The 13,406-nt window shown below is 68.9% G+C and carries 13 protein-coding genes and 1 pseudogene; 3 read left to right on the top strand and 11 right to left on the bottom strand.

Annotated elements, in window-relative coordinates; all coding sequences use genetic code 11:
- Positions 1 to 113 precede the first annotated feature (113 nt).
- From ABZ719_RS04895 to ABZ719_RS04880, 4 genes are all read right to left on the bottom strand, one after another.
- On the bottom strand, positions 114 to 818 hold the full coding sequence (locus ABZ719_RS04895; RefSeq protein WP_366723805.1) for a DUF5994 family protein: 705 nt from the start codon (positions 816 to 818) through the stop codon (positions 114 to 116).
- A gap of 211 nt (positions 819 to 1,029) precedes the next feature.
- The gene (locus ABZ719_RS04890) at positions 1,030 to 2,241 is read right to left on the bottom strand and encodes an HTTM domain-containing protein (RefSeq protein WP_366723804.1); all 1,212 of its coding nucleotides are present in this window, start codon (positions 2,239 to 2,241) and stop codon (positions 1,030 to 1,032) included.
- Positions 2,231 to 2,794, bottom strand: coding sequence for a DUF5819 family protein (locus ABZ719_RS04885; RefSeq protein WP_366723803.1), 564 nt, complete (start codon positions 2,792 to 2,794; stop codon positions 2,231 to 2,233). The genes ABZ719_RS04890 and ABZ719_RS04885 overlap by 11 nt, the downstream gene beginning before the upstream one ends.
- A 286-nt stretch (positions 2,795 to 3,080) precedes the next feature.
- On the bottom strand, positions 3,081 to 4,361 hold the full coding sequence (locus ABZ719_RS04880) for an ice-binding family protein (RefSeq protein WP_366723802.1): 1,281 nt from the start codon (positions 4,359 to 4,361) through the stop codon (positions 3,081 to 3,083).
- A 387-nt stretch (positions 4,362 to 4,748) separates the two neighbouring features.
- Here ABZ719_RS04880 and ABZ719_RS04875 point away from each other — a divergent pair, with 387 nt between their 5' ends.
- Positions 4,749 to 5,096: a helix-turn-helix transcriptional regulator gene (locus tag ABZ719_RS04875; protein ID WP_366723801.1), complete on the top strand. Its 348-nt coding sequence runs from the start codon at positions 4,749 to 4,751 to the stop codon at positions 5,094 to 5,096.
- On the opposite strand, the gene ABZ719_RS04870 is transcribed toward ABZ719_RS04875, so the two are convergent.
- From ABZ719_RS04870 to ABZ719_RS04840, 7 genes are all read right to left on the bottom strand, one after another.
- On the bottom strand, positions 5,089 to 6,132 hold the full coding sequence (locus ABZ719_RS04870; protein ID WP_366723800.1) for a serine hydrolase domain-containing protein: 1,044 nt from the start codon (positions 6,130 to 6,132) through the stop codon (positions 5,089 to 5,091). The two genes, ABZ719_RS04875 and ABZ719_RS04870, sit on opposite strands and share 8 nt — an antisense overlap.
- Positions 6,133 to 6,226: 94 nt before the next feature.
- On the bottom strand, positions 6,227 to 7,315 hold the full coding sequence (locus ABZ719_RS04865) for a glycosyltransferase family 4 protein (protein WP_366724017.1): 1,089 nt from the start codon (positions 7,313 to 7,315) through the stop codon (positions 6,227 to 6,229).
- A 23-nt stretch (positions 7,316 to 7,338) separates the two neighbouring features.
- Positions 7,339 to 7,875: a deoxycytidine triphosphate deaminase gene (locus ABZ719_RS04860; protein WP_366723799.1), complete on the bottom strand. Its 537-nt coding sequence runs from the start codon at positions 7,873 to 7,875 to the stop codon at positions 7,339 to 7,341.
- Positions 7,872 to 8,411: a dCTP deaminase gene (gene dcd, locus ABZ719_RS04855; protein WP_366723798.1), complete on the bottom strand. Its 540-nt coding sequence runs from the start codon at positions 8,409 to 8,411 to the stop codon at positions 7,872 to 7,874. Before dcd ends, ABZ719_RS04860 begins: the two co-directional genes overlap by 4 nt.
- Positions 8,411 to 9,646: a metallophosphoesterase gene (locus ABZ719_RS04850; RefSeq protein WP_366723797.1), complete on the bottom strand. Its 1,236-nt coding sequence runs from the start codon at positions 9,644 to 9,646 to the stop codon at positions 8,411 to 8,413. The genes dcd and ABZ719_RS04850 overlap by 1 nt, the downstream gene beginning before the upstream one ends.
- Positions 9,643 to 10,962: a UDP-N-acetylglucosamine 1-carboxyvinyltransferase gene (locus ABZ719_RS04845; RefSeq protein ID WP_366724016.1), complete on the bottom strand. Its 1,320-nt coding sequence runs from the start codon at positions 10,960 to 10,962 to the stop codon at positions 9,643 to 9,645. Before ABZ719_RS04845 ends, ABZ719_RS04850 begins: the two co-directional genes overlap by 4 nt.
- A gap of 2 nt (positions 10,963 to 10,964) precedes the next feature.
- Positions 10,965 to 11,402, bottom strand: coding sequence for an ATP-binding protein (locus tag ABZ719_RS04840; protein ID WP_366723796.1), 438 nt, complete (start codon positions 11,400 to 11,402; stop codon positions 10,965 to 10,967).
- A gap of 175 nt (positions 11,403 to 11,577) precedes the next feature.
- On the opposite strand from ABZ719_RS04840, the pseudogene ABZ719_RS04835 reads away from it, so the two are divergent.
- Both ABZ719_RS04835 and ABZ719_RS04830 read left to right on the top strand, forming a co-directional pair.
- Positions 11,578 to 12,850 (top strand): annotated as a pseudogene (locus ABZ719_RS04835) (helix-turn-helix transcriptional regulator).
- Positions 12,847 to 13,401, top strand: a complete 555-nt coding sequence (locus ABZ719_RS04830; protein WP_366723795.1) for a flavoprotein — start codon at positions 12,847 to 12,849, stop codon at positions 13,399 to 13,401. The pseudogene ABZ719_RS04835 and the gene ABZ719_RS04830 overlap by 4 nt, the downstream one beginning before the upstream one ends.
- The last annotated feature ends 5 nt before the right edge of the window (positions 13,402 to 13,406 follow it).

Genomic DNA, 13,406 nt, shown 5'->3' with positions numbered 1-13,406 from the left:
ACGCGGCGATCCTGTCGGCGTGCTGGAGGTCGAGCCGGTGGATCACGTACGCCGCCACTGCGACGAGGACCAGGAGGGCGGTGGCCGTCAGGGAGGTGCTCATGGCGGCCACCTCACACACCGATGATGAGCCGGCTGGCCGGCCCCGGTGGACCGGTCCGTCCGGGAGCGGCCGCGGACACCGCCGAGGCGCCGCCCTCGTACTCCCACGCCTCCTCCGCGTCCAGTGGCCGGTCGGTGGCTGAGACGCCGTGCCGAGCATCCTCCGCTGCGATCAGAGCGCTTGCGGTCAGGAGCGGGCCGTCGTACTCGGACGCGGCTGCCATCAGCCGGGCCGCCGACTCCGCCCCGGTCCCGGGCGGGACGACGAGGAGATCGAAGCGGCCGGTGCCGTAGGAGAGCAGCAGCAGCTTGTGCGGATCGATCTCCGGGGTGAACCAGCCGACCTTGACGATGTGCCCGCTCACGGGAATCTTGCGGGGGATGACCGGCCAGTGCTCAGGGTTGACGGCGATGCGGGTGATGCGGCCCCAGAGGGGATCCAACACGTCCGTGAGCGAGGGCAGTTCGCTCAGCAGATCCCGGGACCGAGGCCACCAGGCTCCGTCCAGGAGTCCCCGGGAGGTGCCGTCGGTCTTCAGTGCGAGACGCGCGGCCGGGGCTGCGACGGGCTCGGCGTGCGGCAGGGTGGGAAGCAAGGTCGCCGACATGATGCGGACCCGTCTCCGGGCCGCCTCCGCGGCGGCCCGGGTTTCATCTTTCGCCGGGGACGACCCGGCGTGGAAGCCGGTGTGCGGGATGCCCTCGGTACTGCCCACACTACTCCGCGTTTCGCTGCGGCGCGGAGCGGCGGCCGCACGGATGTGGAGTACCGGCGGGGTATCTCCCGCACTGTCTCAGCGCGTGCCGGAATTTCTGGGACTGTGTTCCGGGTTCCGGTCCTGCACCCCCGGTGCGCGGGGGTCGCTGTTCTGCGAGGAGCGTTCACCAGTGGGGCGGTTGCTTCGTGATCACGGGTCCGCGCGGCTTCTACTGCGCCACCGTCGGGCCGGACGGTGGCGGACCGGCGTGACCGCTCGCCGGGCGTGACACCGGCCTGTACTCCTCCCTGCCGTCCGGGTGGCCGCCCTGCTGGGGGACGGATCCGAGCCCTGTTCCCTGCCCCGGCGCAGGCACGTTGCCTCGGCTGGCACTGCGCCGAAGGAGGTGAGGCAGGAATGTGTAGAAGCGGTCGGGGAGGAACACCGCGTCCGCGACGATCATCGTGCCCGAGAAGAGCGGCAGTCCGAGAACCACGGCGATGGCGACGTGCATGCCCAGCAGCACGGCCAGGACGGGGTACTTGAGCCGGCCGAAGAGCACGAACGGAAAGGCGACCTGGGTGAGAACGGTCAGATAACCGACGACCGCCATCGCGAGCGGATACCGGTCCATGGCGTGGGACAGTTCGGGCCACGGCTGGAAGAGCTCCAGGTTCAGCACATAGTGCAGGGCGGTGCCGTCGTCCCAGAACGAGCCCTGCACCTTGTACAGACCGGCTGATCCGTACAGGAAGCAGACCTGCGCCGCGATCACGAGGACGCCGCAGTTGTGCACCACGGTGACCAGCGTCCGGCGGGCCGCACGCAGGTCCTCCGCGACAACGCTCCGCGTCCGCGCCCCGTCCGTGCGCGCCGCCTTGAACCGCTCTCGGCGTGCGTCCAGGGACCAGCGCCGACCGCACGCGGTGAGCACGAGGTAGAGGGCCATCAGGAGCAGGAGATTGTCGCCCCCGTCCGTCATGAAGATCGCCCTGGCGTGGAAGGAGACCACCACGGCGGCGAACAGCACGGACGTGGCCCGGGTCCGCCAGCCCAACATGAAGAGCGCGGACGTCAAGAGGGCCAGTACATAGCAGAGCTCGAAGTAGGCACGGCTGTCCGACAGGAGCAGGAAGCTCCACCAGCCTGTCTGGTCGAAGAGCTGTGCCGCCAGTGCGGGCGTCCACGGGGAGTCGGGACCCCAGATCTCGCACCGGTGGGGGAACTCCCGCAGGAGGAAGACCAGGTAGAGCAGCCCGTACCCGATCCGCAGAACCGACGTGGCGTACAGGGACACCGGTCGGCCGGTGAGAAGGTCCCAGACGCCCTCGGTCCGTGCGAGGAGCAGACGGCGGACGGTGGCGGGGACCCGTGCCCCGCCCGCGGACCCGCCAGGTACGGTCGTGGTGGCCGGGAGTTCGCGGACCTGCTCATTTCCCATGGGGGGTCACCTTCCACCAGGGCAGGAGCCGGTTCTCCACCGGCGTGGGCGGCCGCCGCCCGGCCGCTGTGCCGGGCGCGGCGACGGGTGCTGTGACGACCCGGAGCTGGATGAACTCGAACATGCCTCCGCGGTGACCGGCGACGCGGGCCGCGGCGATGTTGCTCAGATACTTCTGCATCATCGCGGCCCGCGGCGAGCGTGCCGTGTCGTCAGCGCCGTGTGTGTCGACGTAGGAGGTCCAGGCACGGCGCAGGAGGTTCTGAGCCGTGTGGCTCGGAAACGGGTCGTGTTCGACGGCGGCACGATCCAGGGCGGTCAGGTCGATCCAGGGGCTGACCCGCGTCGAGCCGTCGTGCCCGGTGTGCGCGGTCCTCGCCCACACCCTGTGATTGACGGAGTCGGGATTGGGTGCGAAAAGCCGCCAGTTCTGTTCGAAAAGGGGGTACACCCACGCATCGACCTGCCGGCTGTACCGCTGTGAGACGGGATTGGGGGGCGCCACATGGAGAAAGACGGCACCGAGATGAACCAGGGTCGTCCCCACGCACATGAGGACGGCGGTGTGCAGCCCCGCTCTCAGGGCCCTGGCACCACGGGTCCGCTCGCGGGGCGGTTCGGCGTCCTTTGGCCGTTCCCCCGGCAGCGGGCCGGCATCGGTCCGTCGGTATTCCCTTACGTGTGCTGAATCAGTTCCGCTCGACACCGCCCACCTTGCTTTCTCTGTGTTCGCTGCCTGGCGTCCGAGGATTTCCGCGGACCGGCATCGGCGGCGTGCGGCGGAATCGAGAGATCCCGCCGCACGCCGTCATCCGGTGTACGGGCTCGCGACCTGCCGACTAGCTTTCGTGACCTTCCTGACCGTCGGACTTCGGTGCGTCGCCGTAACCGTAATTGCCGTAGTCGCCGTAGTCGCCGTAGCCATGACCGTTGTTGTCGTCCGGCCGATCACCGTGGCCGTGGTCCGGCTTGCCCGGCGCGCCCTGATGTTCCTCGCCCGGCTTGCCGTGGTGGTCATGCCCGACACCGTGGTCCGGTCCGCCGTGCTCACCCGGCTTGCCGTGGTGTTCACCGGGTTGGCCGCTGCCGTGCTGACCCGCGGTGTTGCCCGAAGTGTTGCCCGTGGTGACGTTGTTGCCCGCGGTGTTGCCCGACGTGTTCCCGGTGGTCGCGCCGGCCGTCATGTTGACGCTCGGCCCGCCCAGGAGACCACCGCTGACCAGGCCGCCGCTGACCAAGCCTCCACCGATCAGACCGGTGGTGGTGCCGGTCGTCGATCCGGTCGTCGATCCGGTGGTGGTGCCGGTCGTGGTGCCGGTGGTGGTGCCGGTCGTCGTTCCGCCGGTGGTACCAGTCGTCGTGCCACTGGTCGTTCCGGTCGAGCAGGAGTTGAGGAAGATCCGGTTGGTGTCGAGTGTCACGGCGCCGTTGCGAGCCAGCGCCCGGCCCTCGATGTTGGTCCCCGTGGTGACGTGGATGTCCGTCAGAGCCATGATGGTGCCCACGAAAGTGGAGTTCGTCCCGAGGGTGGCCGAACTCCCAATCTGCCAGTACACGTTGCACGGCGAAGCGCCGTTCGTCAGGAGTACGCGGCTGGAGGAGGCCGTCGTCAGGGCCTCCGGAATCTGGAACACCCACACGGAGTTCGGGTTTCCTCCGGCGTCCAGGATCAGATCGCCGGTGAGGCCGACACCCGAGGAAGCGGTGTAGACGCCCGGAAGCAGCGTGGTGCCGTTGCCGATGCCCGCCGCGAGTGCGAAGTCCGTGGCCTGGCCAGCCGCGTTGTTGTACGCCGTGACCAGGTCGGACTTGGCCTGAAGCGCCACGGCGTCGGCGGCGTGCACAGCGCCGAGCACCTCGCCGGGCGGGAAACCGGTGATGGACGGGTTCGGGTGCGTCCCGAGGTCGTGACTGATCACCGTGGGACCCGTGTTGGTGACTCCCGCGCCCGCCAGAACGGAGAAACTCGCCGCCGTGGCCAGCGGTACCGGCGTGGCGATGGCGACTGCCTGGGCGGGTGACAGGACGACCATCGCGGCGGCGACCGTGGCGGCGAGGGCCGAGGCCAGCAAGCCGGGCACGGTACGCCGGCGAGCCATTTCAGGGATCTTCAGCTTCATCAGGAGGCCATTTTCTGTGGGGGCCGTGGCATGCCGGGCCCTAATCAAACGCCCGGGGAGCCTTGATCTGGTCGTGCATATTACGGAGGAATCTCACAGGTGCCGCAGAAAACGTGCGAGAGTCGCGATTTCCGGGCATTGAGCCGCCGAATGCAGGGCAATTTTTGGGGTGTTCATTTATCCGATCATCCACTGTGTTGGCCTGGTTCAGCCCCGGTCTCCGCACCTCCCGGCCCACTGCTCGGACCCGTCGGCCGAGGAGAATGACAAGGTCACAGTCCGTTTTGCTGTCCTGCGCACACGGGGGCGTGGCGGTGATCGACAGGCGTCTTCCTGCGGCAGCCTTCGGACCCGGCAGTGACGTGAGGTCGGAGGTACACACCGCTCATGGTGGCGAACACCACTCCCACGGTGAGGAGACGACGGCTGGGGGCCGAACTGCGCCGGCTCCGCCAGGAAAGCGGGCTGACCAGTGTGAAAGTGGCCAAGCGGCTCATGGTTTCACAGCCCAAGATCAGCCATATCGAGAACGGCCGCCGTGCCATAAACCTTCACGATGTACGCGCGCTCTGCGCCCTCTACGGGGTGACGGACCAGCAGACGCTCGGCTCTCTGCTGGGCATGGCCCAGGAGTCGAAGGCCGATCCAGTGGAGGCCGGTCTCTGTGAGTGCGTCGCGGGGGCTTCTCCCGGTGTCTGGGCTGGAACCCGGCCCCTCGTCCAGTTCCCTACATGAAGGCGAGTGCCCGGAATGTGTTGCGGACATCGGTCAGTGGCGCGCGGTCGCGGGTGTAGTAGAGCTTGTTGGTCAGGAGTACTGCCCACCGGCCCCGAGCAGGCGAGATCCACATCCCTGTGCCGGTGAAGCCGTAGTGGACCCACACGTCCTCTTCCACCGACGTACCAGCGGCGGGGTGCCAGAACAGTCCACGGGCCGGCTGGAGCCCGCCGGTCTGAATGGTCAGGGAGCATGCGGTCCACGCGGTCGTGAAGCCTGCGCTGGTGTGAGACGTGGAGCCGTCAAGCATGTAGCGGAGGAAGGCGGCGAGATCGTCGAGGACAGTGAAGGCGCCGGCGATGCCGCAGACGCCGCCCAGGAGGCGGGCCGAGAAATCGTGGGCGACCCCCTTGAGGTGGGTGTCGGTGTCCTGGTCGAGTTCGGTGGGCGCGCAGCGGGCGGCAAGGTCGGCCGGCAGGGGGCCGAAGCGGGTGGAGGTCATGCCCAGTGGGTGCCAGGTGCGGCCGGTGGCCAGTTGGTCCAAGGGCTGGCCGGAGAGGTGTTCGGCGAGGTAGCCCAGGATGAGGGCAGCCCGGTCGGTGTACTCGACGGCTTCTCCGGGTGTCCGATGAAGTTGTTCTTGGAGGACGCCTCGGCGAATCTCGTGGGGGTCGGTGCCGTAGAGGTTCTTCAGCTGCGCCCGCAGTGGGACGCCGGCGGTGTGCGTCAGCAGCTGCCGGGCGGTGACGGCTCCGAGTGGGTGCCCGGTGACCTCCTGCCAGAAGCTGCCGAGCGGCTGGTCGAGGTCGAGGGTGCCGTCCTCCCACAGGGCTCCGATGGAGGACCAGACGGCAAGGATCTTGGTGAGGCTGGCGGCGTCGAAGACGGTGTCGGTGCGCATCGGCACGTCCGGCTCATCGGGGTCGAGGACGCCGGTGGTGCCCTGGGCGAGGGTGCTGGTGGCGTCGCCGACGGCCCACACGGCGCCCGGGTACACCTTGTCGCGGACTCCTTCGTCGAGCAGGGCTTCGATGCGGTCGCGGTCGTACGTCATGGTCTCCCTCTTCGCCGGGGTGTCCCGTTGGTCAGCGTAGTGACCTTCGCGGAGCGGTTCGGGTAGTGACGTGTCGGGTCGTCTGGCGGTCGGTTCACGTGAGCTGTCGGCCGAGGTCGGTCAGGGACCGTGCGGTCGCCGAGAGGGGATGGCGAGCCGCGTTGGCGTAGCCCGCCTGTCGCAGGGCGGTCAGCAGTCCCGGTGTCTTTCTCAGCCGGTCGAGGTCGCGCGCGAGTGCGGCGGAGTGGGTGAAGTCGGTGGCCATGCCGGATGCGGCGAGCGCTTCGCTGAGGCCGGGTACGGGCTGGTAGAGGACGGGGAGCCCGCATGCCTGGGCTTCCAGTGCGACCAGTCCCATGGCTTCCAGGGTGGTGGACGGCATGACCAGTACGTCGTGTTCGGTGAAGGCTTTCCACAGCTGTGGGCGGCGGAGCCAGCCGAGGTAGCGGACTCGTACGCCGGCTCGTTGCAGCAGCGGGGCCAGCGCGTGGAACTGGGCTCTGGGCGCCGCGACGCTCAGCTCGATGCCGGGCACGGGAGCCAGGCTCTTGATCAGGGCCTCGACGCCCTTTTCGGTAGTCAGGCGTCCTGCGTACAAAAGCCGAAGGTGGCTGGTGGAGGTGCGTGCCGGCCGGGCAGGCGGGGCGGTGAGCAGGTGATCGGGGATGCCCCAGGGGATGTGGGTGATCTTGCGGCGTTCGATCTGCGGGGCGAGCTTGAGGAGGCGGTCGGCCATTGCGTTGGTGGGGACCACGATGGCGTCGGCGGTCCTGGCTGTTTCGCGCAGCACCCGGAGCTGGTCTCGGTGTGTCTCGGCGAAGAGCAGGTCCGTGCCGTGGACGAGGGCGATCCGGGGATGTGCGGGCAGCGCGCGGATGAGGGCTGGTGTGGCGCCGAACGCGAGGTGCTGCAAGTGGAGCACATCGATCTGTGTGGGATCGACCGCGGCTGTGAGTGCTCTGCGAAGGGTGGCGACGTAGCGGCTGAAGGCTGTTCCTTCCAGGCATTTGCCTGCCACGGGGAGCAGGTTGAGTCCGACGGGCGGTCGGGGACCGTGACCAGGTGGCGTGAGCATGAAGGCGCGGGCCGGGATGAGGGGTTCCTCGCCGGTGTAGAGGTCGAGGAAGAGCTCGACGCTGCCGCCGGGGCTTCCGACGGGGAGGTCCAGGAAAGTGGCGGCCATCGGGCCGGTGGCCGAGCGAGCGTTCACCGCGTGCCTTCGTCGATCTCCTCGTAGAGGCGTGAGATGTCGATGCCTTCCGTGGTCGCGTACTTGGCGGGCTGTTGCTGGTAGCTGGCCGGTGCGCCGAAGGTGGTGAGGAAGATGAGCTTGCCGAAGGTCATGCCCGGATACACGCGCACCGGTCGGGCGGCGCGGATCTCCAGCGTCCAGCGGATCGCATGGCCCTGGTGTCCGAGCGGAGCCGAGACGTGAACCCAGATGCCTAGGGACCCGGTGGTGCGGTCGCCGTTCAGCAGCTGCGCGTACGTCTCCGAACCGGTCCGCTCCAGCGTGATGCCGAGGTAGAGCAGGTCAGGGTGCAGAACCAGGCCGGCGTCGGGGATGTGCTGCTCGGTGAAGGGGGTGAGGGTTGCGGCGTCGAGGTCGCCGTCGCAGACGCGGATCGTGTCGCCGAGCCGCCAGTCGTAGGCGTTGGGGGAGACGCGGCTGGGCTCGTACGGGTCGATGGTGATCTCGCCGGCCTGGACGGCGGCGGCGATGGCGGGGCCGGTGAGGATCACGATGCCACCACCTGGAGCCGGGCGAGGTCTCGCCAGTAGGCGGAGGGCTGCGGTCCTGTGGCGGCCTGGTATTTGCCGCGGTAGAGGTCGACGGCACCGGTGGAGACGAAGAACATGATCTGCCCGATCTTCATACCGGCGTACACGCGCAGCGGCCGGATCGGGGTGAGCATGAGCGTCCACTGGCCGTGGAAGCCGATGTCGCCGATGGGGGCGGTGATCTCGACGAACAGGCCGAGACGTCCGACGGAGGAGCGGCCGAACAGCAGCGGCACGAACGTGTCGGAGCCGACCTCTTCGAGAGTGTGGCCGAGGTAGAGCTCGCCCGGCTGGAGGATGTGCCCGTCCGGGCCGATGGTGGTTTCGCGGGTGGGGTTGGGCCGGTGGGCGTCCAAGACGGGGCCTGTGTAGGTGATCAAGGTGGGCCCCAGACGCACGTTGTAGCTGTTGGGGTTGACCTGGTCGGCGGCGAACGGGGTGATGCGGAGGCGGCCATCGTGAGCGGCAACGGTGATCTCCGGGCCGGTGAGGATCATTACCTGCCTCCTTCGGCGGTGTCGGGAGCGGTGAGGACGTGTTGGACCACCTGGTCCAGACGCAGGCCGGCCTCGTGGGTGCGCTTGCCGAGGTAGGTGTCGGCGAGGTAGTCGGTGGTCAGCACGGTGGTGACGGCGTCCGGCAAGGGATCGGGTGCGGTGACGAGCGGGCCGGTCTGGGGGGTCAGAGTTGAAATCAGGCCGGGGAGGTCCCCCCGTGCCGGATCCGGCACGGGGGCGTGCACCAGCTGGTTACCGAACGGCTCGATGGAGAGCAGGTCGCCCTGGGTGAGGTTGCTGCCGAGGGGTACGGCGCGTAGCGCCGTCTCGTTGAGGATGACCGCGTCTGCGCCGAGCCCCGTACGCAGGCGGGCGGTGAGGTCCAGGAGCAGGCTGCGCCGATCGAGGGCCTGGTGGCGGTAGGCCGGAGTGATCGGGCCGAGGACGTCGGCCAGCTGCTGCTTGACGTCTTCGATGCGGGAGCGCAGATCCGCAAGCTCCGTCGGAACGACGCTCGGGGCCCGATCGGGGAAGGATGCGGTGCCCGCACCCCATCCCGTACCCACTGGCATGGCGATCGCATAGCCGCCAGCGAGCTCCCGGCCCTTGACGACCACGGTGCTGTCGACTCGGACCGGCCCGTACTGATCGCTGTGGCAGTGCCCTGCGAAGACCACGTCGAGGAAGGGACAGGCCGCTGCGAGTTCCCGGTCCTCTTCGAAGCCGGAGTGGCTGAGCAGGACCCAGCTGTCCACCTCGTGGTGGTGGGCGAGAGTCACCTCGCGCAGGGCCTGGAGGGGATCGGTGACGCAGTGGCCGGTTCGCTCGGCGGCCGGGATCGAGTGGAAGGCTTGCCGACCGATCACAGCGGTTACGCCGACGCACCGTCCATCGATGTCGGCGATGTGCAGGCGGCGGAACAGAGCGTTGCCGGTGTTGGCATCGACGGCGTTGGCGCAGACAGTGCGCCGGTGAAGGCCGGGTTCGAAGTGGTGGGGCCAGCCGTGGTTGCCAGGGGCCAGCACGTCGTACAGCCCGAGCAGGATTTCCTGCTCGATCGTGCCGCGAGCGAGGCGGTAATACCCGCTGCCTTCGAAGAAGTCGCCGCAGTCCACGATGAGCGAGGTCGGGCGCAGCGCGTGGAGGTGGGTCAGAAACGGTGCGGCGTTGTCGAAGGCGGAGTGGACGTCCGTCGTGGCAACGATCTGGCGCAAGTTCCGGCCGTCGGTGGTCATGGGGTGACCTCGCAGATGTCGGCACCCAGGGCGCGCAGCTTGCCGGACAAGTCGGCGTGGCCGCGGCGCAACTGGTCGAGGCCGCCGATGGTGGTGACGCCTCGGGCCGTGAGGCCGACGACCATGAGGGCGGACCCGGTGCGGATGTCGGTGGCTTCAACGCCTGCGCCCGTGAGTAGTTGGGGCCCCGTCAGGCGGCATTCGGTGGGAGAGATCTCCTCGATCTCGGCGCCCAGGCGGGTCAGCTGTGGCAGCAGGTTGCCGTGGCGGCCGGGATTGATGGCGTCGGCGAACAGATGTGTACCGGGCAGTCCGAGGGCGAGTGCCATGAGCGGTGGTTCGAAGTCGGCGTCCAAGCCGGCCGGGCTCAGGGAGGCGATGGCCCGCAGGTGACGACCAGTGGGGACTGCCTCCTGGGCGCGGACGGTAAGGCCGTCCGGCTCCGCGTCCACGGGGACGCCGAGCTGATGAAGGGCAGCCATGAACGCGCCTACGTCCTTGCCCTGCACGCCATTGATACGGGCAGTACCGCGCGTCGCGGCGATCGCGCAGGCCAGCGTGGCTGCCTCGATCTTGTCTCCGGGCACTGTCCAGGCAGCGGGAGCAGTCGGCGACGAGGAGGGCGGTGAGAGAGTGAGCACATGCTCGCTGGCGCGCGTCTCCCAGCCCGCCGAACTCAGGGCGTCGAGCACGCTCAGGACTTCGGGCGAGAGGTTGGGCTGGCCCAGCCGTAAGGAGCGGCCGGTTGTGAGGGCGCGCAGTGTCGCGGCCACGGTCGCACCGCGAGAGCGGAAGGGCAGTGAGATGGAGACGGTGCCCGTATGAGAGGTGAGGGCCTCGATGCGGTACCCAGAGCCGTCCTGTCGGCTCCGGTCGCCGAACGCCTCGTACACCTTGAAGTGCAGCTCCATCCCGCGCGCACCGATCCGGCAGCCACCCGGCCAGGGCAGCTGCGTCTGGCCGTATCGCGCCAGCAGAGCAGGGACGAGGTAGTACGAGGCTCGGATTTGGGCTGCCTGTGCCAGATCGGGCAACCCCCCAGATGCCTCCGTCGGCAGGACCACATACGTGGTCGGTTCTCCGACGGGCTGCGCGCCATGCCACCCTGCCTGTTGCAGCAGAGCAAGCATGATCTGAACGTCCGTGCTGTTCGGCACGTTGCTCAGCCGAACCGCGCGACCGAGGGCCGCCGCGGCGGCCAGGAGCGGCAGAGCGGCGTTCTTGGAGCCGTCGACGCTCACGGTGCCGGCGAGCGGCGGCCCAGGGCGTACGGCGATCACCTCGGCGGCCACGCTGGGGGCGTGGGTGGTCGTCATCATCAACTCCTCTGGAGGGGAAGGAAGCAGGCGATTTCCTGGCCGGGTTTGCTGGGCAGGTCGATTTCGGCCCAGCAGCGCTTGCCGGTCTCGGTCGGTTCGGCGTGGTACCGGTCGGCGAGAGCAGCGACGAGGAACAGGCCCCGGCCGCCCTCGCTGTCCGCGTCGGGCAGTGCCGGCTGGGGCAGCACCGGGCTCGTGTCGCAGACCTCGATCCGCAGGACGGCCTCGTCGAGACAGACCACGAGTGAGACGGATCCGGTGCCGGCGTACTGGACCGCGTTGGTGACGAGCTCGCTGACCAGCAGTTCGGCCGCGTGCACCACCTCGGTGCCCAGTCCCGCGTCCCAGCCCGCTATCGCGTCCACGGCCTGGTGCCGGGCCTCGCTTGCTGCGGCGGGCGACGCGGGTAGGAAGAAAGCGAGCTGGTGCGCTTCCATGAGCGGCCTCCCGGGGTAGGTGGGGCCACACCAAGCAACCAGTCCGTCGCCGTGAGTGGAGAGCCCTGACGCGGGCGCTGCATGACTTATGCAGGAGCTGCATCACCGCCAACTAAGCCTGATCTATGCTCGATTGAGCAGGCAGGATCAGCGACGGCGGAAGGAGCCGTGGCAGATGGCCGACGCGCATGGGGAAGCGAGGCGGATCGGAGAACGGATCCGTCGGGCACGGGTGTTACAGCGGCGTTCACAGCACGACGTGGCCGCAGCGCTCGGGTATCACCAGTCCAAGGTGAGCCGTATGGAGAGCGGTCGCGGCACGGAGGACATCCGCGTATTACGCGCCATCGCTCAGGAACTGAACATCCCACCTCATGAGTTGGGCCTCGCTCCATCTCGGAACGTCTCCGCCGCCGATCAAGAAGCTGACGACATGCACCGCCGCACCTTCCTCGCCGCGAGCATCGCAGCGCTCGCGGCTCCGGCCGGCTCTTCGGCCTCGCACGCCGCCCTCGTCCAGGCCCTCCTGCCCGGTCCCGGTCCCGCGGGCACCGGCGGACCACAGGACACGGCAGTCCTGTACGAACGCGTGGGATCAGCACTCAGGCTTTTCCACACCTGCCACTACACGGAGCTGGAACGCACCCTCCCAAGCCTGATCGCCGACCTGCGGACGGCTGCCGGCGATGCGACGGACAGGGACCTCGTGTCCCGGCTCCTGGCCACGGCGTACCAGACGACGACGAGCCTGCTGCTCAAGCAGCACGACCAGGGCAATGCATGGCTTGCCGTCGGCCGGGCGATGGCCGAGGCCGAACGCTCGGGGGATCCGGTGGTCCTCGCCTCCAGCGTCCGTGTCCAGGCCCACGTGCTAGTCCGTGAGAAGCACGCCACGGAGGCCGTCACCCTGGTCCGGCACACCGCCGACCAGCTCACCGGTTCCTACGACCGGCGCTCTCCGAAGTACCTCGCTGCTGTAGGACTGCTACTCCTGCGCGGTGTGACCGCGGCCAGCAGCCGCGGGGATCGCGCGGCCACGAAAGAATTCCTCACCGAGGCAAAGGAAGTCTCGCGGTACGTCACTCTCGACCAGCCCGACGCCTGGGCCACCTTCAGCCCGACCAATGTCGCCCTGCACGAGCTGAGCGCACTGGTGGCCTTCGGTGACGCCGGCCTCGCCCCTCCAGGCGGCCCGGCCCCTCATGCGTCGGCACATCCCGGTCCCTGAACGCCGGGCCGCACTATGGGTCGAGACGGCCCGCGCCTACAGCCAGCAGGGCCGCCTCGCCGACGGCTACCAGGCCCTGCGTATCGCCGAGACCTGCGCCGCCCAGGACATCCGCCGCCCCGACGTCCGACACCTGGTCGCGGATATGGCCGCCCGCGACCGCCGACGTACTCTGCCGGAACTGCACCACTTCAGTCGCCAACTGGGAGCCCCCGCGTGACCGAACCGACCGCCCCGGACAAGAAGCCCTTCCTGTACGTCGCCGTGTGCGCTGCAGGTGTTGCCCGCGACGTCGGCAAGCTCATCACCGCCGCCCAGGAGGCCAACTGGGACGTCGGCGTCATCGCCACACCACAGGGGCTTGGCTTCATCGACGCCACGGCGATCGAGGCACAGACCGGCTACCCGATCCGGTCCGCCTGGCGTTCACCGGGAGACCCGCGCCCACTGCCCCCGGCGGACGCGATCGCCGTGGCTCCCGCCACCTTCAACACGATCAACAAGTGGGCCGCCGGGATCTCCGACACTCTCGCCCTGGGCATCCTGTGCGAGGCGTACGGCATGGGCATCCCGACCGTGGCCCTGCCCTACCTGAACTCCGCCCAGGCCGCCCACCCCGCCTACCAGCAGAGCCTGGACCGGCTGCGGGGGATGGGTGTCCTGATCGGTTCCTGCGAACCGCACCGACCGAGGGCCGGCGGCGCGGCGGAGCGCTTCCGCTGGGAGGAAGCTCTTGAACTGCTGGAGCCTCTGGTCGGCACGGCGCGGTGACTCCG

This window comes from Streptomyces sp. NPDC006743, from assembly GCF_040703815.1.
GTDB lineage: Bacteria > Actinomycetota > Actinomycetes > Streptomycetales > Streptomycetaceae > Streptomyces.
This window is presented reverse-complemented; position numbering and strand designations above follow the sequence as displayed.